The sequence below is a fragment of the Streptomyces sp. JJ36 genome (assembly GCF_021696945.1).
Taxonomy (GTDB): Bacteria; Actinomycetota; Actinomycetes; order Streptomycetales; family Streptomycetaceae; genus Streptomyces.
On record NZ_JACYHE010000048.1, the window covers coordinates 23,975 to 43,968 of the forward strand.

16 protein-coding genes are annotated in these 19,994 nt (G+C 73.3%); 8 read left to right on the top strand and 8 right to left on the bottom strand.

Annotated elements, in window-relative coordinates:
* Nucleotides 1–38: 38 nt before the first annotated feature.
* Both HOY81_RS18080 and HOY81_RS18085 read left to right on the top strand, forming a co-directional pair.
* Nucleotides 39–371: a DUF3817 domain-containing protein gene (locus HOY81_RS18080; RefSeq protein ID WP_237321480.1), complete on the top strand. Its 333-nt coding sequence runs from the start codon at nucleotides 39–41 to the stop codon at nucleotides 369–371.
* Nucleotides 372–598: 227 nt separating this feature from the next.
* Nucleotides 599–2,299, top strand: a complete 1,701-nt coding sequence (locus HOY81_RS18085) for a methylmalonyl-CoA mutase (protein ID WP_237321481.1) — start codon at nucleotides 599–601, stop codon at nucleotides 2,297–2,299.
* Here HOY81_RS18085 and HOY81_RS18090 read toward each other — a convergent pair.
* A complete protein-coding gene (locus tag HOY81_RS18090) occupies nucleotides 2,275–2,970 on the bottom strand; it encodes a TetR/AcrR family transcriptional regulator (protein ID WP_237321482.1) in 696 nt (231 codons plus the stop codon). The genes HOY81_RS18085 and HOY81_RS18090 overlap by 25 nt on opposite strands.
* A 125-nt stretch (nucleotides 2,971–3,095) precedes the next feature.
* Between HOY81_RS18090 and HOY81_RS18095 the strand changes: the two genes are divergently transcribed.
* The 4 genes from HOY81_RS18095 to HOY81_RS18110 all read left to right on the top strand — a co-directional run bounded on the left by HOY81_RS18095 (nucleotide 3,096) and on the right by HOY81_RS18110 (nucleotide 7,301).
* Nucleotides 3,096–4,058: a tetratricopeptide repeat protein gene (locus HOY81_RS18095; protein ID WP_237321483.1), complete on the top strand. Its 963-nt coding sequence runs from the start codon at nucleotides 3,096–3,098 to the stop codon at nucleotides 4,056–4,058.
* 603 nt (nucleotides 4,059–4,661) lie between these two features.
* Entirely contained in the window at nucleotides 4,662–5,273 is a 612-nt protein-coding gene (locus tag HOY81_RS18100) for a DUF6230 family protein (protein ID WP_237321484.1), read from the top strand.
* Between the two features lie 92 nt (nucleotides 5,274–5,365).
* A complete protein-coding gene (locus tag HOY81_RS18105; RefSeq protein WP_237321485.1) occupies nucleotides 5,366–5,929 on the top strand; it encodes a DUF6114 domain-containing protein in 564 nt (187 codons plus the stop codon).
* Nucleotides 5,919–7,301, top strand: coding sequence for a hypothetical protein (locus tag HOY81_RS18110; RefSeq protein ID WP_237321486.1), 1,383 nt, complete (start codon nucleotides 5,919–5,921; stop codon nucleotides 7,299–7,301). The genes HOY81_RS18105 and HOY81_RS18110 overlap by 11 nt, the downstream gene beginning before the upstream one ends.
* 85 nt (nucleotides 7,302–7,386) lie before the next feature.
* On the opposite strand, the gene pyk is transcribed toward HOY81_RS18110, so the two are convergent.
* The 3 genes from pyk to pta all read right to left on the bottom strand — a co-directional run bounded on the left by pyk (nucleotide 7,387) and on the right by pta (nucleotide 12,367).
* The gene (gene pyk, locus HOY81_RS18115) at nucleotides 7,387–8,820 is read right to left on the bottom strand and encodes a pyruvate kinase (protein ID WP_237321487.1); all 1,434 of its coding nucleotides are present in this window, start codon (nucleotides 8,818–8,820) and stop codon (nucleotides 7,387–7,389) included.
* A gap of 149 nt (nucleotides 8,821–8,969) precedes the next feature.
* Nucleotides 8,970–10,184 carry an acetate kinase gene (locus tag HOY81_RS18120; protein WP_237321488.1) on the bottom strand — a complete coding sequence of 405 codons (1,215 nt, stop codon included), beginning with the start codon at nucleotides 10,182–10,184 and terminating at the stop codon, nucleotides 8,970–8,972.
* On the bottom strand, nucleotides 10,181–12,367 hold the full coding sequence (pta, locus tag HOY81_RS18125) for a phosphate acetyltransferase (RefSeq protein ID WP_237321489.1): 2,187 nt from the start codon (nucleotides 12,365–12,367) through the stop codon (nucleotides 10,181–10,183). The genes HOY81_RS18120 and pta overlap by 4 nt, the downstream gene beginning before the upstream one ends.
* Before the next feature lie 259 nt (nucleotides 12,368–12,626).
* Here pta and HOY81_RS18130 point away from each other — a divergent pair, with 259 nt between their 5' ends.
* The gene (locus tag HOY81_RS18130; protein WP_237321490.1) at nucleotides 12,627–13,652 is read left to right on the top strand and encodes an ATP-dependent 6-phosphofructokinase; all 1,026 of its coding nucleotides are present in this window, start codon (nucleotides 12,627–12,629) and stop codon (nucleotides 13,650–13,652) included.
* 105 nt (nucleotides 13,653–13,757) lie between these two features.
* Here the strand turns inward: HOY81_RS18130 and HOY81_RS18135 are convergent, their stop codons facing one another.
* From HOY81_RS18135 to HOY81_RS18145, 3 genes are all read right to left on the bottom strand, one after another.
* Nucleotides 13,758–14,447, bottom strand: a complete 690-nt coding sequence (locus tag HOY81_RS18135) for an XRE family transcriptional regulator (protein ID WP_237321491.1) — start codon at nucleotides 14,445–14,447, stop codon at nucleotides 13,758–13,760.
* Nucleotides 14,448–14,862: 415 nt separating this feature from the next.
* On the bottom strand, nucleotides 14,863–15,582 hold the full coding sequence (locus tag HOY81_RS18140) for a response regulator (RefSeq protein ID WP_237321492.1): 720 nt from the start codon (nucleotides 15,580–15,582) through the stop codon (nucleotides 14,863–14,865).
* Nucleotides 15,579–17,498: a sensor histidine kinase gene (locus HOY81_RS18145; RefSeq protein WP_237321493.1), complete on the bottom strand. Its 1,920-nt coding sequence runs from the start codon at nucleotides 17,496–17,498 to the stop codon at nucleotides 15,579–15,581. Before HOY81_RS18145 ends, HOY81_RS18140 begins: the two co-directional genes overlap by 4 nt.
* Before the next feature lie 190 nt (nucleotides 17,499–17,688).
* Between HOY81_RS18145 and HOY81_RS18150 the strand changes: the two genes are divergently transcribed.
* Complete coding sequence (locus HOY81_RS18150; protein ID WP_237321494.1) at nucleotides 17,689–19,080, top strand: cation:dicarboxylase symporter family transporter; 1,392 nt, start codon at nucleotides 17,689–17,691, stop codon at nucleotides 19,078–19,080.
* A gap of 239 nt (nucleotides 19,081–19,319) precedes the next feature.
* Here the strand turns inward: HOY81_RS18150 and HOY81_RS18155 are convergent, their stop codons facing one another.
* Nucleotides 19,320–19,760: a hypothetical protein gene (locus tag HOY81_RS18155; protein ID WP_237321495.1), complete on the bottom strand. Its 441-nt coding sequence runs from the start codon at nucleotides 19,758–19,760 to the stop codon at nucleotides 19,320–19,322.
* Between the last annotated feature and the right edge of the window lie 234 nt (nucleotides 19,761–19,994).

The window sequence follows — 19,994 nt, forward strand, 5'->3', positions numbered from 1 at the left end:
GGGCGGAACGTCCGGAACCGGCCGTTACGCTCTCTTCCATGAAGAAGAGCGTGCTGACCCGCTACCGGGTCATGGCCTATGTCACCGCCGTCATGCTGCTGGTGCTGTGCACCTGCATGGTCTTCAAGTACGGCTTCGACACCGGCGAGGACGTGACGTTCGTCGTCTCGCAGCTCCACGGGGTGCTCTACATCGTCTATCTCGTCTTCGCCTTCGACCTGGGCCAGAAGGCGCGCTGGTCGTTCGGCAAGCTGCTGTGGGTGCTGGTGTCCGGCACGATCCCGGCCGCCGCGTTCTTCGTGGAGCGGCGGGTCGCCCGCGAGGTGGAGCCGCTGGTGGAGGGCGCGGCCGCGGAGCCCGCGCAGGCGTAGCGCCGGGACCTGTGGAGCTCGCCGCCCCGGTCCGCGCGCCCGCCGCGCCGTTCCGGGCCCGTGTGCCGGTTCCGCCTGCTCCGTACGGGGGGCTCCCGGCGCCGGGAGCGGGTTCCCCTTGCGCCCGGTGCCGTCTCGGGCGGACACTTACTAGGACGTCCTAGTAATTTTGCCTCCGAGAGGCGGAGACCCCGGCCACGGGGGCGCAGGGAAGGCGGAAACACCGCATGGATGCTGAGGCCATCGAGCAGGGGCGCCGCCGCTGGCAGGCGCGCTACGACGCGGCGCGCAAGCGCGACGCCGACTTCACCACGCTCTCCGGCGACGAGGTCGCGCCCGTCTACGGGCCGCGGCCCGGAGACAGCTACGAAGGGTTCGAGCGGATCGGCTGGCCCGGTGAGTTCCCGTACACCCGGGGGCTGCACCCCACGGGCTACCGCGGCCGCACCTGGACCATCCGCCAGTTCGCCGGCTTCGGCAACGCCGAGCAGACGAACGAGCGGTACAAGATGATCCTGGAGGCGGGCGGCGGCGGACTCTCGGTCGCCTTCGACATGCCGACCCTGATGGGCCGCGACTCCGACGAGCCCAAGTCGCTCGGCGAGGTGGGCCACTGCGGCGTCGCCGTCGACTCGGCCGCCGACATGGAGATCCTCTTCCGGGACATCCCGCTCGGCGACGTCACCACCTCGATGACCATCTCCGGACCGGCCGTGCCCGTCTTCTGCATGTACCTGGTGGCGGCGGAGCGGCAGGGTGTCGACCCGGGCGTGCTCAACGGCACGCTCCAGACCGACATCTTCAAGGAGTACATCGCGCAGAAGGAGTGGCTCTTCCAGCCCGAGCCGCATCTGCGCCTGATCGGCGACCTGATGGAGCACTGCGCGCGGCACATCCCCGCCTACAAGCCGCTCTCGGTCTCCGGCTACCACATCCGGGAGGCCGGCTCCACCGCCGCGCAGGAACTGGCGTACACGCTGGCGGACGGCTTCGGCTACGTCGAGCTGGGGCTCTCCCGCGGCCTGGACGTCGACACCTTCGCCCCCGGGCTCTCCTTCTTCTTCGACGCGCACCTCGACTTCTTCGAGGAGATCGCCAAGTTCCGCGCCGCGCGCCGCATCTGGGCCCGCTGGATGCGGGACGTCTACGGCGCGACCTCGGAGAAGGCCCAGTGGCTCCGGTTCCACACCCAGACCGCCGGCGTCTCGCTGACCGCGCAGCAGCCGTACAACAACGTCGTGCGGACCGCCGTGGAGGCGCTGTCTGCCGTCCTCGGCGGCACCAACTCGCTGCACACCAACGCCCTGGACGAGACCCTGGCGCTGCCCAGCGAGCAGGCGGCCGAGATCGCCCTGCGCACCCAGCAGGTGCTGATGGAGGAGACCGGCGTCACCAACGTCGCCGACCCGCTCGGCGGCTCCTGGTTTGTGGAGCAGCTCACCGACCGCATCGAGGCCGACGCCGAGAAGATCTTCGAGCAGATCAAGGAGCGCGGTCGCCGCGCCGTGCCGGACGGCAACCACCCCATCGGCCCGATGACCTCCGGCATCCTGCGCGGCATCGAGGACGGCTGGTTCACCGGCGAGATCGCCGAGGCTGCCTTCCGCTACCAGCAGGCGCTGGAGAAGAACGACAAGAAGGTCGTCGGGGTCAACTGCCACACCGGCTCGGTCAGCGGCGACCTGGAGATCCTGCGGGTCAGCCACGAGGTGGAGCGGGAGCAGGTGCGGGTGCTGACCGACCGCAAGGCCCGGCGTGACGACGCGGCGGTGCGCCGGGCGCTGGACGGCATGCTGGCGGCCGCCCGCACGGACGCCAACATGATCGAGCCGATGCTGGAGGCCGTCCGCGCGGAGGCCACGCTGGGCGAGATCTGTGACGCGCTCCGGGACGAGTGGGGCGTCTACACCGAACCGCCCGGCTTCTGAGCGGCAGCGGGCGCCGGGCCCCCGGGCCCGGCGCCCGCCGGCGCTGTGTTTCCGGACCCGGCGCCCGCCGCCTCCGGGGCCCCGCCGAGCGACGCGAGCCCGCCCAGCAGCAGCCCGGCCAAGGCGGCGGCCCAGGCGGCGTCCACCCGCTCGTCGCTGACCAGCGCCCGGTGCACCACGGCGCCCGCGATGACGTCGAAGACCAGATCGGCCTCCCGGGCCGCCGTGCCCGGGTCGGGGTCCGGCGGCAGTTCGCCGCGCCGCTGGGCGCGCGCCCGGCCCTGCACCACCAGGTGCTTCTGGCGGTCCACCACGGCGGTGCGGATCCGGGCCCGCAGCGCCGGGTCGCGGGTGGACTCGGCCACCACGGCCATCAGTGCCGTCCTGGTCTCGGGCCGCTCCAGCAGCGCACCGAAGGAGAGCACCACGCCCTCGACGTCGGCCCGCAGGCTGCCGCGGTCGGGGAGCGCCAGCTCGTCGAAGAGGACCGCTACGGCGTCCACGACCAGCTCGTTCTTGCCGGACCAGCGGCGGTAGAGGGTGGTCTTCGCCACACCGGCGCGGGCCGCGACGTCCCCCATCGTCACCCTGGACCAGCCGCGTTCCACCAGTGCGGCACGGGTCGCTTCCAGAATCGCGCCGTCGGCGGCGACATCACGGGGTCGTGCCATGGCTGCACCTTATGTGCTCACCGGTGTTACGCTACGACCCGTATCGGAATCACCGGGGGAGCGACAGCCACACGCTGGGTGGGGACCCGGCACAGAAGACCGCGCGAAGGGGGGAGACTGGTCTCATGCAGCCACGCAACATGTCCATGAGCGGAGTGGTCGACCTCGCCGCGGTGAAGGCGGCCGGGGAGGCCAAGCAGAAGGCGGAGCAGGCACGTGCCGACTCCGCGGCCGGGCGGGGCGGCCCCGCACCCGCCGGCCTGGTGATCGACGTCGACGAGGCGGGGTTCGAGGCGGAGGTCCTCCAGCGCTCCGCCGAGGTCCCGGTCGTGATCGACTTCTGGGCCGAGTGGTGCGAGCCGTGCAAGCAGCTCAGCCCGGTGCTGGAGCGGGTCGTGCAGGAGTACGGCGGCCGCGTCCTGCTCGCCAAGATCGATGTCGACAAGAACCAGATGCTCTTCCAGCAGTTCGGCGTCCAGGGGATCCCCGCGGTCTTCGCGGTGGTCGCCGGGCAGGCGCTGCCGCTCTTCCAGGGCGCGGCGCCCGAGCAGCAGGTCCGGCAGACCCTGGACCAGCTCGTGCAGGTCGCCGAGGAGCGCTTCGGCATCACCGGCCTGACCGGCGTGCCCGAGGGGGCCGAGGCGGAGGAGGAGCCGCAGGCACCGGAGACCCCCGAGGACCCGGCACTGGCGGCCGCGCACAGCGCGCTGGACGCCGGCGACCTGGGCGGCGCCGTGCAGGCGTACAAGAACGTCCTCTCGGACGACCCGGCGAACACCGAGGCCCGGCTCGGCCTCGCCCAGGCCGAACTCCTGGGCCGGGTGCAGGGGCTGGACGCCCAGGAGGTGCGCACGGCGGCGGCGGACGACCCGGCGGACGTCGAGGCACAGCTCCGGGCGGCGGACCTGGATCTGGTCGGTGGTCATGTCGAGGACGCCTTCGGGAGGTTGGTGGAGACCGTGCGACGGTCCGCCGGAGAGGACCGGGAGCGGACGCGACTCCGTCTGCTGGAGCTGTTCGAGGTGATCGGACCGGAGGACCCGCGCGTCGTCACGGCGCGTGGCGCCCTGGCCCGTGTCCTGTTCTGACCTGGGTCCCTGAACTCAGGGCCCGCTCTTCTCGACACAGCGACAGAGCGATTGCGGCGGCTGCGTTTTACCAAAACTTGGTAATCGCAGCCGCTGTTACTCGCAGTAAGAGGACGGCGGCGATTCGCCCTTCCCTGTCCTGGTCTGTCCCGCCGGGGTCGCGCCGTCCGCCGCGACCGTCCGTGCTCGGCCTCCCAACGGCCTCCCGGATTGGGTGGTTCAGGCGTTACTCGCAAGTAACGAACCCCTTGTGCCCCGGCCCCTGATGCACCACGATCGGCCACGCTCGGTCCGTTCTCCTCCTCCGGTCACCACGTCCGGAACTCCCGGGGAGGGTGGGTCCCCACCGGGCCGGCCGGCGGCAGCACCGCCGGTCGCGGGCAGGGGGGTCTCTGCCACCCGGCAGAGCCTGTCCGGTAGTGCAGGTTGCGCGAGAGCGTGGCCCGTGGTTGTCGCTCGGGGGTGATCGCCGACCGTCCGGACGCACGTCTTGTGTACGGCCCCAGATCGGCGTTCTCCTTCCCGAGGGCGTAGCACTTCTCCCATCCCGGCCGCGGAACCGCAGTCCGCACCGGAGATGCACGTCCGAGAAGGAGGAAAGGCATGGAGTCCCAGGCTCGTGGCGGGACCAGATGGAAGCGGTTCGCCGTGGTCATGGTGCCGAGCGTCGCCGCCACGGCGGCGATCGGCGTCGCCCTCTCGCAGGGTGCCCTGGCCGCGTCGTTCAGCGTCTCCGGTCAGCAGTTCAAGCTGACCGCAGGCAAGATCAACGCGACCGGCTTCACCCAGTACGGTGCGCTGGACAGCACCAAGGCGGGTAAGAAGCCGGTCACCGTGGTCGGTATGGACAAGGCGGAGATCAGCGATCTCTGCCAGTCCGTCGTGATTCCGGTCCCGGTCTTCGGCGACGTGTCGATGAACCTGACCGCCGGCAAGGACGCGCCGGTCGAGGCGAAGAAGCTCTTCGTCGACGCCGACGAGCTCTCGGCGAACGCCACGTTCAACAACATCGACATCGGCGTCTCGGTGGACGACACCACCAAGGGGCCCGGTCCGCACAAGGGCGACACGTACCTGCCGGGCTCCTTCGCCCAGCAGGCCGAGAGCGCCACGCTGACCGACGTCAAGCAGCGGGCGTGGGCGACCACGGCCGGCACGTTCAAGCTCAGTGGCCTCCACATGTCCGTCAAGAAGGGCAAGCACGAGTGCTACTGAGGCGCTGACCGTACGGGTGCGGGGCACCGGTCCCGCGCCCGTACGGCCGCTTCACCATGCAAAGCCTTTGCCAGTCCCGAGGAGCTGTACCTATGAGCGCCGACACGCATGAGCGGCCGAACGACCGGTTCGCCCGGATGCGCCGGGATTTCCGGGCTTGGCGCGGACAGCGCCCGTTCTGGGGCGGGATGCTGACGCTGCTCGCCGGCATCCCGATCATGTACATCCCCTACCAGAACCTCACTCTGGGGTCGCTGACCATCCGCATGTCCACGACGGCGGGCGCCGGTTCGCTCATCATCGGTGTGCTGCTGGTGGTGCTCGGGCTGACCATGTGGTTCCAGCCCCAGCAGCGGGTGTTCGCCGGTGTCGCGGCGATCCTGCTGGCCCTGGTCTCTCTGGTCGTCTCGAACTTCGGCGCCTTTCTCATCGGCTTCCTGCTGGGACTCGTCGGCGGCGCGCTCGCCGTCGCCTGGGCACCGGCACCGCCTGCCCCGCGCTCCGCGGCCGCACCGGCCGCCCCCGGCGCGACGGACGACCCGGCCCCCGCGGGGGACGGCGGTGCCCCGGACGACCTGTCAGTCACTGGAACGGCTTCCTCGCCCGCGACGGAGGCCGAGGCGAACCACGCGAACGGGAGGCACCGTGCCGGGTGACGAGCTGCACGAGGACGCGGCCGCCGCGGCGGAGAAGGCCGCGGCCGGCGCCCGCCGGGCGAGAAGCGGCCCGCGGCACGCCGCTCCCAGAAAGCCGCTGCTGACCCGGCTGCACATGCCCGCCGGCAAGGCGATAGCCATGGCGGCCATGCCGTCGGCCGTCCTCATGGGCATGGGACTCACCCCCCAACTCGCCACGGCCAAGCCGCTGCCCAAGAACCCCTTCCGGGAGGGGCCCTGCGTCTCCGCCCCGGACAAGGACCAGCAGGCGGAGGCCGACGCGGCCCGGGAGAAGGCCCGCGAGAAGGCCCGGATCGAGGCGGAGCGGCAGGCCGCCGAGGCCCGGAAGCAGGCGGAGGCCGAGAAGCAGGCCCTGGCCGAGCAGCAGGCGGAGCAGCAGGACGGCGACGAGGAGGACGCCGGGGGCGCGGAGGACTCCGGTGCGTCCTCCGGCGACACCGGCCCCTCCGCGCAGGACACGTCCGGCGACTCCGGCTCGGATACGGAGGCTCCGGAGCCCTCCCCGAGCCCGTCGGAGACCGAGGAGGAGCGGAACCCGCTCGACCCGCTGGGCCTCGGGGAGAAGATCCGCGACGTGTTCACCCCGGACGAGGAGGAGCAGGCGACGGAGGAACCGGCCGAGCCGCAGCCCTCGCCCAGCCCTTCCGGCGACCGGGAGAGCCAGGACCCGGCCGGGGACACCGCAGAGGAGCTGGAGGAGGGCGTCGAGGACGCGCTGCCCGGCACCGGCGGCACCCAGGGCCCGCAGGCCCCGGAGAGCACGGAGGAGCCGGCGGCCCCGGAGGAGGACGCCGGCGGGGACTCCACGGCATCCCCGGACTCCGGGGACTCCGGGGACGACGCCACCGGTCAGGACCCGGCCGCGGGCGGCAAGGAGGCGTTCCCCTGCGTCGAGGAGAAGAAGGTCGCCGGCGAGGGCGAGCAGACCCCGGCCACCCTGCCCAACCAGCCCTGGCGGCTGGAGGCCTCCTCGCTCGCCCTGCACGGCCTGGACTACAAGGGCGTCTACAACGTCCGTACGGCCGACGGGAGCAGCAAGCAGGTGCTGAAGTTCACCGCCGACAGCGTGGACATAGGCGACCTGCACCAGATCGTCGCGGGCGACGGCGTGCAGTACCACGTCCAGGCCGCCCCTGGCTCCACCTCCACGATCCGCGGCGGGCAGGTGACGATGTACACCGAGCGGCTGGAGGGCAAGCTCTTCGGGCTGATACCGATCGTCTTCGACCCCGAGCACCCGCCGCCGCTGAACCTGCCGGAGGTCTACTTCACCGAGGTGACCGTGCGGCAGGCCGGCCAGTTCGGCGGCAACCTGACCGTCCCCGGGCTGCACAGCACCATCACGCGGTAGGCCGCGCCCCCAGGCACCGGGCCCGCACCCCTCCGGGGTGCGGGCCCGTGGTACGGGTGCGGGGACGCATCCCGCGGCTCAGGCGTCAGCGCGCCGGCTCGCCGCCGCCCAGGTGGTGCACCCGGACCATGTTGGTGGTGCCCGGGACGCCGGGCGGGGAGCCCGCGGTGATGATCATGGTGTCGCCGGCGTCGTACCGCTGGAGGCGCAGCAGTTCCGCGTCCACCAGGTCGACCATCTCGTCGGTGGTGTCCACGTGCGGCACCACATAGGTCTCCACGCCCCAGCTCAGCGTGAGCTGGTTGCAGGTGGAGGACTCGGTGGTGAAGGCGAGGATCGGCTGGACCGCGCGGTAGCGGGAGAGACGCCGCGCCGTGTCGCCGGACTTGGTGAACGCGATCAGCGACTTGGCGTGCAGGAAGTCGGCGATCTCGCACGCCGCCCGGGCCACCGAACCGCCCTGGGTGCGCGGCTTCTTGCCCATCACCAGCGGTTGCAGGCCCTTGCTCAGCAGCTCCTGCTCCGCGGCCTGCACGATCTTCGACATCGTGCGGACCGTCTCCACCGGGTACTGCCCGACGGAGGACTCCGCGGAGAGCATCACGGCGTCCGTGCCGTCCAGGATGGCGTTCGCCACGTCCGACGCCTCGGCGCGGGTGGGACGGGAGTTGGTGATCATCGACTCCATCATCTGGGTCGCCACGATCACCGGCTTGGCGTTCCGCCGGCAGAGCTCGATCAGGCGCTTCTGCACCATCGGGACCTTCTCCAGCGGGTACTCCACCGCCAGGTCGCCGCGCGCCACCATCACGCCGTCGAAGGCCAGCACGACCTCCTCCATGTTCTCCACGGCCTGCGGCTTCTCGACCTTGGCGATCACCGGCACCCGGCGCCCGACCTCGTCCATCACCCGGTGCACGTCCCGCACGTCCGAGGCGTTCCGCACGAAGGACAGCGCCACCATGTCGCAGCCCATGCGCAGGGCGAAGCGCAGGTCCTCGACGTCCTTCCCGGAGAGCGCGGGCACGTTCACGGCCGCGCCCGGCAGGTTGATGCCCTTGTGGTCGGAGATGACGCCGCCCTCGATCACCAGGCAGCGCACCCGCGGTCCGTCCACCTCCAGCACCTGGAGCGCGACGTTGCCGTCGTTGATCAGCACCGGGTCGCCCTTGGCCACGTCGCCGGGCAGGCCCTTGTACGTCGTCCCGCAGACGGACCGGTCGCCCGGCACGTCCTCCGTGGTGATGGTGAACTCCTCGCCGCGCACCAGCTCCACCGGGCCCTCGGCGAAGGTCTCCAGCCGGATCTTGGGACCCTGGAGGTCGGCGAGGACGCCGACGGCCCGCCCGGTCTCCTCCGAGGCCTTGCGCAGCCGGTGGTAGCGCTCCTCGTGCTCGGAGTGCGAGCCGTGGCTCATGTTGAAGCGGGCCACGTTCATCCCGGCCTCGAGCATGGCCTTCAACTGGTCGAAGGTGTCGACGGCGGGGCCCAGCGTACAGACGATCTTGGAACGGCGCATGGGGACGATCCTATCGGGTTTGTTCAGGTGCGGAACGTTCGGGGGTGAGCCAGCTCACTCGATCATGCCGCCCGGGTACCGCGGCCCTGCTCGACGTATGCTCCGGGGGTGCTCCGGGGGTGCTCCGGGCGGGCTGCGTCATGCCGCGCTCATCCGGGGTTCTCCTCGCTGACCAGCGCGTAGGTCTGGCGGGCGATCTCCAGCTCCTCGTCCGTGGGGACCACGGCCACCGCCACCCGCGCCCCGGGCGGCGAGATCAGCCGGGGCTCCCCGCCGGGCGGCTCGTTGCGCTCCGGGTCGACCGCGAGGCCGAGCCCCTCCAGGCCGCCCACCGCGGCCGCCCGTACCGGCGCGGAGTTCTCCCCGACACCGGCCGTGAAGGCCACCGCGTCCACCCGGCCCAGCACGGCGCAGTAGGCGCCCAGGTACTTCTTCAGCCGGTGCACATAGACGTCGAAGGCCAGCCGCGCGTCCGCGTCGCCCGCGTCGACGCGGCGCCGGACCTCCCGCATGTCGTTGTCCCCGCAGAGCCCGAGCAGCCCGCTCCGCTTGTTCAGCAGGGTGTCGATCTCGTCCACGGACATCCCGGCCACCCGGGAGAGATGGAAGACCACCGCGGGGTCCACGTCCCCCGAGCGGGTGCCCATCACCAGGCCCTCCAGCGGGGTGAGACCCATCGATGTCTCCACGCACACCCCGCCCCGCACGGCGGAGGCGGAGGCGCCGTTGCCCAGGTGCAGCACGATGACGTTGACCTCCGAGGGCGGTCGGCCCAGGAGTTCCGCGGTGCGGCGCGAGACATACGCGTGCGAGGTGCCGTGGAAACCGTAGCGCCGCACCCGGTGGGCGTCCGCGGTCGCGGTGTCGATCGCGTAGCGTGCGGCGTGCTCCGGCATCGTGGTGTGGAAGGCCGTGTCAAAGACCGCGACCTGCGGCAGCCGGGGACTGAGCGCCTGCGCGGTGCGGATGCCACGCAGGTTCGCCGGGTTGTGCAGCGGGGCGACCGGCACCAGCCGCTCGATCTCCGCCAGCACCTCGTCGTCGATCAGCACCGGCTCCGTGAAACGCAGCCCCCCGTGCACCACGCGGTGCCCGACCGCGGCCAGTTCCGGTGCGCCCAGACCCAGCCCGTCCGCGGCGAGCTCGGCGGCCGCCGCCTTCAGCGCCGCCTCGTGGTCGGCGACCGGCGCGTCCGACGTACGCTCCGGGCCGCCCGCCGGCGGCCGGTGCACCAGCCGGGAGGTGCGCTCGCCGATCCGCTCCACCAGCCCGGCCGCGGGCCGCGAACCGTCGGCCATGTCGACGAGCTGGTACTTCACCGACGAGGAACCGGAGTTGAGGACGAGGACACGGGTGGCGGTCATGCCGGGGAGTTCCTTCCGCGGACCTGCTGGGCCTGCACGGCCGTGATGGCGACCGTGTTGACGATGTCCTGGACGAGTGCCCCGCGGGACAGGTCGTTCACCGGCTTCCGCAGCCCCTGGAGCACCGGCCCGACCGCCACCGCGCCCGCCGAGCGCTGCACCGCCTTGTAGGTGTTGTTGCCGGTGTTCAGGTCGGGGAAGACCAGCACCGTGGCCCGGCCGGCCACGTCGGAGTCCGGCAGCTTGGTCGCCGCGACCGAGGGCTCCACGGCGGCGTCGTACTGTATCGGCCCCTCCACCAGCAGGTCGGGGCGGCGGGCCCGCACCAGTCCGGTGGCCCGCCGTACCTTGTCCACCTCCGCGCCCGAGCCCGAGGCCCCGGTGGAGTAGGAGAGCATCGCGACCCGCGGCTGCACGCCGAACCGGGCGGCGGTGCCGGCCGACTGGATCGCGATGTCCGCGAGCTGTTCGGCGTCCGGGTCCGGGTTGACCGCGCAGTCGCCGTAGGCGAGCACCCGGTCGGCCAGGCACATGAAGAAGACCGAGGAGACGATCGAGGCGTCCGCCGTGGTCTTGATGACCTCGAAGGCCGGGCGGATGGTCGCCGCGGTGGAGTGCGCGGCGCCCGAGACCATGCCGTCGGCCAGCCCCTCCCGCACCATCAGGGTGCCGAAGTAGGAGACGTCGGCGACCACGTCGTACGCCAGCTCGAAGGTGACGCCCCGGTGGGCCCGCAGCTTCGCGTAGAGCTCGGCGAAGCGCTCGCGCAGCGGGGACTCCTGCGGGTCCACCGTGCGCGCCGAGGCCGCGGCCGTCTCCGCGACCTCGTCGTCCTCCAGCAGCGGCAGGTCGACGCCCAGCTCGGCGGCGCGCTTGCGCACCGCGACGGGGTCTCCCAGCAGGGTGAGATCGCAGACGTTCCGGCGCAGCAGCACCTCGGCGGCGCGCAGCACCCGGTCCTCGGTGCCCTCCGGCAGCACCACGTGCCGGCGGTCGGACCGGGCCCGCTCGATCAACTCGTGCTCGAACATCATCGGGGTGACCCGCGGGCTCCGCACCACCGAGAGCCGGTCGGTGAGCTCGTCGGTGTCCACATGGGTCTCGAACAGGCCGAGAGCGATCTCCGCCTTCCGCGGCGTCGTCGCGGTCAGCTTCCCCTCCAGCCCGAAGAGCTCCCCGGCGGTGGCGAAGGAGTGGTGCGGCACGGAGAGCACCGGTGTCCCGGGGGCCAGCCGCTCCGCCAGCGCCATGGTCTCCGCCCCCGGCAGCTCGCCCAGGGTGAGCAGGAGCCCCGCGATCGCCGGCGACCCGGCCGAGTGCGCGGCCAGCGCGCCGACGATCAGATCCGCCCGGTCGCCCGGGGTGATGACCAGGCAGCCGTCGGTCAGCGCCGGCAGGAAGGCCGGCAGGTGGGCCCCGCCGAAGACGATCTCCCGCACGTCCCGGGCCAGCCCCGAGGGGTCGCCCAGCAGCACCTCGGCGCCGAGCACCTCCCGCACCTGGGAGACCGTGGGCGCCGCCAGCGCCGGGTCGGGCGGCAGCACGTACACCGGGACCGGCAGGTGCCCGCCCAGGTCGCGGGCGGCCGTACGGGCACCCGCGGTGTTCTCCTCGCCCGCCGGGGTCCGCACCGGACCCGGGCCCTCGCTCCCCTCTCCGTCGCCCACCCGGTTGGCCACCATGGCGATGACCTCGCAGCCCAGCGCGGCATACGCCTCGTAGGCGTTGCGCACCTCGGCGACCACCGACTCGGCGCTCCGGTCCTGGCAGCCGACGACGGGCAGCACCGCGGCGCCGAACTCGGTGGCCAGCCGCGCGTTGAGCGCCAGCTCCGCGGGGAGGCCGGTGTCGGCGAAGTCCGTGCCCAGCACCAGCACCACCTCGTAGTCCGCGGCCACCGCGTGGAACCGGTCGACCAGCCGCGCGACCAGCGCGTCCGTGCCCTTCTCGGCCTGGAGCGCGGCGGCCTCGTCGTAGCCCAGCCCCATCACGGTGCCCGTGGGCTGGGTGAGCCGGTAGCGGGCGCGGAGCAGGTCGAAGATCGGGTCCGGCCCGTCGTGGGCCAGCGGCCGGAAGACCCCCACCCGGTCCACCTGGCGGGTGAGGAGCTCCATCACTCCCAGCTCGACGACCTGCCGGCCGTCCCCCCGCTCGATGCCGGTCACATACACGCTGCGCGTCACGCGTGCTCTCCCTCTGCTCTCTGCTGCGTGGTGGGCCCTGCCGGGTGTGGGACGCGTCCGCCGGGAAACCGGGACACCCGGAGGAAAGGGTGGACCCGTACTCTTGACACTACCCGTGGGCCCCGCAGCGGCGCGCGCCGGAGCGCCCGCATGCCGGACGGGGCGTTTCCTCTTGTGTTCAAGACATGAAAGAATCCGGTCGGCTCGGCACACCTTCCGGAGCCCCGTAGCGACCAGCGAGGCAGGAGAAGCGAACCTCATGCGCATCGGAGTCCTCACCGCGGGCGGCGACTGCCCCGGCCTCAACGCCGTGATCCGGTCCGTCGTCCACCGCGCCGTGCACGACCGGGGCGACGAGGTCATCGGCTTCGAAGACGGCTTCCGGGGCCTGCTCGACGGCCGTTACCGCACGCTCGACATCAACGACGTCAGCGGCATCCTGGCCCGCGGCGGCACGATCCTGGGGTCCTCCCGGCTGGAGCGCGGCCGGCTCGCAGAGGCCTGCGACAACTCCGAGGAGCTGATCGCCCGGCTCGACCTGGACGCCCTCATCCCGATCGGCGGCGAGGGCACCCTGACGGCCGCCCGCATGCTGGCCGACGCCGGAGTGCCCGTGGTGGGCGTGCCCAAGACCATCGACAACGACATCTCGGCCACCGACCGCACCTTCGGCTTCGACACCGCGGTCGGCGTCGCCACCGAGGCGATGGACCGGCTCAAGACCACCGCCGAGTCGCACCAGCGGGTGATGGTGGTCGAGGTCATGGGCCGGCACGCGGGCTGGATCGCGCTGGAGGCCGGGATGGCGGCCGGCGCGCACGCCATCTGCGTCCCGGAGAAGCCCTTCCAGGTGGACGACCTGGTCAAGATGGTGGAGGAGCGCTTCGCGCGGAACAAGAAGTTCGCCATCATCTGCGTCGCCGAGGGCGCGCACCCGGCCGAGGGGTCCATGCCCTACGAGAAGGGCACCATCGACCAGTACGGGCACGAGCGCTTCGTCGGCATCGGCAACCGGCTCGCCGCCGAGCTGGAGTACCGGCTCGGGAAGGAGGCCAAGCCCGTGATCCTGGGCCATGTGCAGCGCGGCGGCACGCCCACCGCGTACGACCGGGTGCTGGCCACCCGCTTCGGGTGGCACGCGGTGGAGGCCGCGCACCGGGGGGAGTTCGGCATGATGACCGCGCTGCGCGGCACGGACATCGTGATGGTGCCGCTGGCCGACGGCGTCTCGGAGCTCAAGCGGGTGCCGCAGCACCGGATGGACGAGACCGAAGCGGTGTTCTGAGCCCCGCACCGGGGCGCGCTCCGGCGGGCCGTGCCCCGGGTGCGTCGTGCCGCTGTGCCGCTTGCCGGGCGGGCGCGCCGGCCAACGCACCCGAGGACGCCCGGCTCAGCGGGCGCGGGCCCAGAAGCGGTCCACGATGCCCGCGAGGAACTCCTCGGCCGCGGCCTGCGCGGTGGCCGAACTCCCCGCCCCGCCCCAGTTCAGCGAGCCCGCCGCCGCGGACCGGTAGTCCGCGTGCAGGGCCCGCAGCACCGTCTCCAGCCGGCGCCGGGGGAACGCCACCAGATCCGCGACCGGCCCGGTGTAGGCCTGCCATCGGGTGGTGACCGCGCTGCGCAGCAGCTCGGCCAGGCGGTCGGCGCGCCCGGTCAGTTCCAGCAGCACGTCCGGCGGCAGCTCCAGCGCCCCGCCGAGCGCTGCCGCCTGCCGGTCGTCTCCGCGCCACTCGCCGTCCCGCTCCATCTGCACGTACTCCTCCGGCTGCATGCCGACGAGGAGGGCGAGGTCGCTCACGGCCATGCCGCGGGCCAGCCGGTACTGGCGCAGGCTGCTCGGGGTGCCCAGCAGGTCCGCCGGGGCGCACCAGAGCGCCCCCGCCAGCGCGGGCAGCTCCGCCTCACCGGGCTCCGCCTCGCCCAGCTCCCAGGAGGCGACCGTGGCGGGCGCGACGCGGAGACCGTAGGCGGCCCACATCCCGTGCGCCACGTGCGCGGGCGTCATGCCCAGCGCCTCGCGCAGGCGCCGGGCCGCCGCCGCGTCGAACGAGGTGGTGGCGGGGTCGTACGGCTGCTGCATCCGCACACCCTAGGAGCCGCCGGCGGCAACCTCCACGGTGTGTTCCCCCGAAGTCACGGATCGTTGCTTCCTCCAGTCACGGCTGCTTGTTCCGCGGCGGCGGTCCCGGGACCGGCCTGTCCGGCGCGGGCCCGGCCCTCCTGCACGCCGCCGGGGTGCAACCGTCGCCGAGCAGGAAGGCGAGGGGCGCCGTGCGGTGACCGCCCCCTCCGGGAGGGAGGAGAGCCGCTCGTCGCCGGCCCCGTCCGGTCCGGCGGGCGAGGAGTCCCCGGTGTGGCCCGCTCCATGGCCTCCGTGCGGGCGGCCGACAGCCGGGGTGGGTCTTCTCGACGTCGGGCGACGACGGTCGGCGATGGTCAACGGGCCCTGCCGGAACCGCTGTTCACACGGACGAGCGGTTTCCCGCCGTGCCCCCTCAGCCCTCCGGGTGAGCGGGGGAGTGCCACCGGTAGCAGTATTCCGGCCGGCCCACCTGGCCGTACTGCGGGCGCCGTTCGGCCTGACCGGCCGTCACCAGATGCTCCAGATAGCGCCGCGCGGTGATCCGGTTGACGCCGATCCGCCCGGCGGCCGCGCTGGCGGTCAGCCCGTCCGGACCCGCCTCCCGCAGCGCCACCGTGACCCGCTCCAGGGTGGGCGCGCTGAGCCCCTTGGGCAGGGTCGCCGGCTGCGGCGCCCGCAGCGCGGAGAGGGCCCGGTCCACCTCGGCCTGGCTGCCCGCCTCGCCGCCGGCCGCCCGGGTGGTCTCCCGGAACTCGGCGTAGCGCCGCAGCCGGTCCCGGAGCGTGGCGAAGGTGAACGGCTTCAGCACATGCTGCACCACGCCCAGCGACACGCCCTCCCGCACCACGGTCAGATCGCGGGCCGAGGTCACCGCGAACACGTCCGTGCTGTGCCCGGCCGCCCGCAGCGCCCGCAGCAGCGCCAGGCCGTGCCCGTCGGGGAGGTAGAGGTCGAGCAGGATCAGGTCGACCGGCAGCCGGTCGAGCGCCCGCCCGGCCTCGGCGCGGGTGTGGGCCACGCCGGCCACCGCGAAGCCCGCCACCCGGGAGACGTAGAGGGCGTGTGCGTCGGCCGCCACCGGGTCGTCCTCCACGACCAGAACCTGGAGCGGCCTGCCCGGCACCTCGCTCACCGTCCGCCTCCCGCCCCGGGCGCCGCCGGCGCCGCGGGCTGCCCCGGTGCGTCCGGCGGGACCGGCGCTCCCGGTCCGCCGGGCCCGCTCGCTCCGGGCCCGGGCAGGCCGCCGGGCGCCACCGGCTCCGCCGCGGCGGGGTCCCGGTCCCCGGACGCGCCCCTGCCCCGGGCCCCCGGACCCAGTGGCAGCCGTACGGTGAACTCCGCGCCGCCGGCCGCCGCCCCGGTGAGCACGATGCCGCCGCCGTGCCGCCGCACGGCCTGCCGCACCAGGGCCAGTCCGAGCCCGTGGCCGCCGTCCGGGCCCGGAGCGCCGTCGCCGCCGTTCGCGCCGGGCTTGGTGGTCCAGCCGCGCCGGAACACCTCCTCGACGGAGGCCGCGTCCACCCCCGGCCCGGTGTCGGCGACCCGCACCAGCAGGGTCAGCGCGTCCCCGGCTGCATCCGCTGCCGCGTCCCCGGCGGCGGCCCCGGCAGCGTTGCCGGCCTGCCCCGGCCCGCCGTCGCCGGGCCCGTCCGGCACGGTGGCCGTCGCCGGCTCCCGCTCGGCCCGTACGGTCACCGAGACCCGCGGCGTGCGGTCCCGGGCGGGGGTGCGGGCGGCTGCCTCCACCGCGTTGTCCACCAGGTTGCCGACCACCGTGACCAGGTCGCGGGCGGGCAGCCCGGCCGGGAGCAGCCCGTCGTCGATCCGGCTGTCCGGGGTGAGGACCAGCTCCACGCCCCGTTCGTTCGCCTGTGCCGCCTTGCCCAGCAGCAGCGCCGCGAGCACCGGCTCCGCGACGGCGGCCACCACCTGGTCGGTGAGGGCCTGCGCCAGTTCCAGCTCCTCGGTGGCGAACTCGACCGCCTCCGGCGCCCGTCCCAGCTCGATCAGCGACACCACCGTGTGCAGCCGGTTCGCCGCCTCGTGCGCCTGGGCACGCAGGGCCTCGGCGAAGCCGCGCACCGAGTCCAGCTCACCGGCCAGCGACTGCAGCTCCGTGTGGTCGCGGAGCGTCACCACGGTGCCGCGTCGCTCGCCGCCGGAGACCGGCGAGGTGTTCACCACGACCACCCGGTCCGCGGTCAGGTGCACCTCGTCCACCCGCGGCTCGGAGGCCAGCAGCGCCCCGGTGAGCGGCGCCGGCAGACCCAGCTCCGCGACGTTGCGGCCCACCACCTCCGGGCCGGTCAGGCCCAGCAGTTCCCGGGCGCCGTCGTTGATCAGGGCGATGCGGCGCTGTCCGTCCAGCATCACCAGGCCCTCGCGGACCGCGTGCAGCGTCGCCTGGTGGTAGTCGTGCATCCGGCTGAGCTCGGCGGCGTTCATGCCGTGCGTGTGCCGCCGCAAACGTGCGTTCACCCAGTAGGTGCCGAGACCGCCCGCGGCCAGTGCCAGCCCGGCCGCCACCAGCAGCGCCGTCACCTGCTCGCGCACCTGCTCGCTGATGGCCTCCACCGCGATGCCCGCGCTCACCAGGCCCGTGATCCGTCCCCGGTCCCGCACCGGGGTGACCACCCGGACCGACGGCCCCAGGGTGCCGGTGTAGGTCTCGGTGAAGGTCTCCCCGCGCAGCGCGGGACCGGTGTGGCCGACGAAGGTGCCGCCGATGCGCTCCGGGTTCGGGTGCGTCCAGCGCACGCCCTCCGGGTTCATGATGGTGATGAAGGTCACGCCCGTGTCCTTCCGTACCCGTTCCGCGTACGGCTGGAGCAGTGCGCTGGGGTCGTCCGTACGGATCGCCTCGCGCACGGACGGGGAGTCCGCGACGGCGCGTGCGGTGGCCGTCGCCCGGTGCCGCGCGGACTCCTCGGCCTGCTCCTGGTCCTTGACGTAGGCGAAGACCGAGCACCCGGCGACCAGCACCGTCACCAGCACGACCTGCATCGCGAAGAGCTGGCCGGCGAGGCTGCGGGGACGGGGAACACGCATGCGGCCAGTGTGCCTGCCGGGTGAGCGGGAGTGAATGCGAGGTTTGCCGCGAGGTTTCCGGGGCGCTGCCGGGGTGCTGCCGCGCCGTGACGAGCGGGGTCCGTGCACGAAATGCACGTAACAGTGACCTGCGCCACTCCGGGGTGCATATTCGCCGGGATTCGTTCAGCAGCGACCCCGAGGAGCCGACGTGTCAGGCCAGACAGCGACCCAGGCGCCACCCCGGCGCAGGCGGGACCGTACGCACTATCTGTACATCGCGGTGATCGGCGCGGTGCTCGCCGGCATCACCCTCGGCTTCGTCGCCCCGGGCGTGGCCACCGAGCTCAAGCCGCTCGGCACCGGGTTCGTGGCGCTGATCAAGATGATGATCTCACCGGTGATCTTCTGCACCATCGTGCTCGGCGTGGGCTCGGTGCGGAAGGCCGCCAAGGTCGGCGCCGTGGGCGGGCTCGCCCTGGGCTACTTCCTGCTGATGTCGGTCGTCGCGCTGACGATCGGGCTGGTCGTCGGCAACGTGCTCGACCCGGGCAGCGGGCTCCACGTGACCGACGAGGTGCGGAACGCGGGCGCCGCCGAGGCCGAAGGGGCCAGTGCCGGCACCGTGGACTTCCTGCTCGGCGTCATCCCGACCACGCTGATCTCCGCCTTCACCGAGGGCGAGGTGCTCCAGACGCTGCTGGTGGCGCTGCTGGTGGGCTTCGCGCTGCAGGCCATGGGCTCCGCCGGGGAGCCGGTGCTGCGCGGCATCGGCCACCTCCAGCGGGTGGTCTTCCGCGTCCTCGCCATGATCATGTGGGCGGCCCCGGTGGGCGCCTTCGGCGCCATCGCCGCGGTCGTCGGGGAGACCGGCGTGGACGCGCTGAAGTCGCTGGCCATCATCATGGTCGGCTTCTACACGACCTGCTTCCTCTTCGTCTTCGCGGTGCTCGGCGTGGTGCTGAAGCTGGTCGCGGGGGTGAACATCTTCTCCCTCTTCCGCTACCTGGGCCGGGAGTTCCTGCTGATCCTCTCCACCTCCTCCTCCGAGTCGGCGCTGCCGCGGCTCATCGCGAAGATGGAGCACCTGGGCGTCAGCCGGCCCGTCGTCGGCATCACCGTGCCGACCGGCTACTCCTTCAACCTCGACGGCACCATGATCTACCTGACCATGGCCTCGCTCTTCGTCGCCGAGGCGATGGGCGACCCGCTGTCGCTGGGCGAGCAGATCTCGCTGCTGGTCTTCATGATGATCGCCTCCAAGGGCGCCGCCGGTGTGACCGGCGCCGGGCTGGCCACCCTGGCCGGCGGCCTCCAGTCGCACCGGCCCGACCTGGTCGACGGCGTCGGGCTGATCGTGGGCATCGACCGCTTCATGAGCGAGTGCCGCGCGCTGACCAACTTCGCGGGCAACGCGGTGGCCACGGTGCTGGTGGGCACCTGGACCAAGGAGATCGACCGGGAGCAGGTGGGGGCCGTCCTCGCCGGGCGGCGCCCGTTCGACGAGGCGACCATGCTGGACGACCACGGCGACGCCTCCGGGGCGGACGAGGCCCCGGCGACCGAGCCGGCCCCGGAGAAGCAGCCGGCCCCGGTCGGCTGACCCCGCGGCCGCCCGCAGCCGCCGGCGCCCGCTCGCGCACCTCCCCGCGCGGGCGGGCGCCGACGGTCGGTCAGACGAGGGCCAGCGGGGCGGAGGACGAGTCCGCCGAGTCGGCGAGTGCCAGGACGAGATCGCCGACGGTGGCCTCGGAACTCAGCCCGAGCTCACTGATGCGAAGGGCAGCCAGGGCGGCCCCGACAGCCCGGGCGAGGCATGCGGGGCCGCTCCGGGGTGCCGGGTCAGGAGCCGTCGTAGCCGGCGGTGGGGAGGGAGAGGCGGCGGTGGACCGCCGCCTTCATCTCGGAGGTGTACGCCGGCTCCGGCCCGTCCACCGTGACGATCTGCACGCCCAGCTCGGCGCACCGGGCCCGGAACTCCACCACCGAGCGCAGCGCCGCGCTCAGCACCGCGCGCCCCGCGCAGAGGAAGGCCGAGGCGCCCTCCTGCACGTCCAGCCAGAGGGCGGGCGTGTCGGTCGGCGCGTTGTGGGTCTCGACGGTGGAGGCGATGGCGAAGCCGTTCGCGTCCGCCCAGGACCGGCACACCTCGAACTGGCGCCGGGTGTCCACCAGGAAGGGCGTGGTCTCCAGTTCGGAGAGCGGGACGAGCGAGGCCAGCACGACCGCCCGCGGCAGGACCGCACCGGGCACGGGCGACGCGGGGTCGACGGGTGTCTGCATGGTGCTCCCCTCCCCTGCTGAGCGGGGCCGCCGGTGGTCGTTCCAGTAGACAGTCCGCCGCGGGGGGCGGCAAGCCGCGTGGGGCCTGTCGGGTCACGCGCCGGCGCGCACCCCGGGCCCGCGCGAACGGGGGTCCGGCGCTCACCAAGGGCCACCGCGCCCCCGGCCACCGCACCCCGGGCCGCGCGGCACCCGTGCGCGCCCGGGCACCCGCGACACCCGCCCGCCGCACCG

Excerpts from the sequence above, each read along its gene's own strand:
- HOY81_RS18080 (WP_237321480.1), top strand. The coding sequence starts at position 39 with ATGAAGAAGAGCGTGCTGACCCGCTACCGGGTCATGGCCTATGTCACC.
- HOY81_RS18085 (WP_237321481.1), top strand. The coding sequence starts at position 599 with ATGGATGCTGAGGCCATCGAGCAGGGGCGCCGCCGCTGGCAGGCGCGC.
- pyk (WP_237321487.1), bottom strand. The coding sequence starts at position 8,820 with ATGCGCCGTTCCAAGATCGTCTGTACGCTGGGCCCCGCCGTCGACACC.
- HOY81_RS18100 (WP_237321484.1), top strand. The coding sequence starts at position 4,662 with ATGGAGTCCCAGGCTCGTGGCGGGACCAGATGGAAGCGGTTCGCCGTG.
- HOY81_RS18130 (WP_237321490.1), top strand. The coding sequence starts at position 12,627 with ATGCGCATCGGAGTCCTCACCGCGGGCGGCGACTGCCCCGGCCTCAAC.
- HOY81_RS18095 (WP_237321483.1), top strand. The coding sequence starts at position 3,096 with ATGCAGCCACGCAACATGTCCATGAGCGGAGTGGTCGACCTCGCCGCG.
- HOY81_RS18145 (WP_237321493.1), bottom strand. The coding sequence starts at position 17,498 with ATGCGTGTTCCCCGTCCCCGCAGCCTCGCCGGCCAGCTCTTCGCGATG.
- HOY81_RS18090 (WP_237321482.1), bottom strand. The coding sequence starts at position 2,970 with ATGGCACGACCCCGTGATGTCGCCGCCGACGGCGCGATTCTGGAAGCG.
- HOY81_RS18155 (WP_237321495.1), bottom strand. The coding sequence starts at position 19,760 with ATGCAGACACCCGTCGACCCCGCGTCGCCCGTGCCCGGTGCGGTCCTG.
- HOY81_RS18120 (WP_237321488.1), bottom strand. The coding sequence starts at position 10,184 with ATGACCGCCACCCGTGTCCTCGTCCTCAACTCCGGTTCCTCGTCGGTG.
- HOY81_RS18105 (WP_237321485.1), top strand. The coding sequence starts at position 5,366 with ATGAGCGCCGACACGCATGAGCGGCCGAACGACCGGTTCGCCCGGATG.
- HOY81_RS18135 (WP_237321491.1), bottom strand. The coding sequence starts at position 14,447 with ATGCAGCAGCCGTACGACCCCGCCACCACCTCGTTCGACGCGGCGGCG.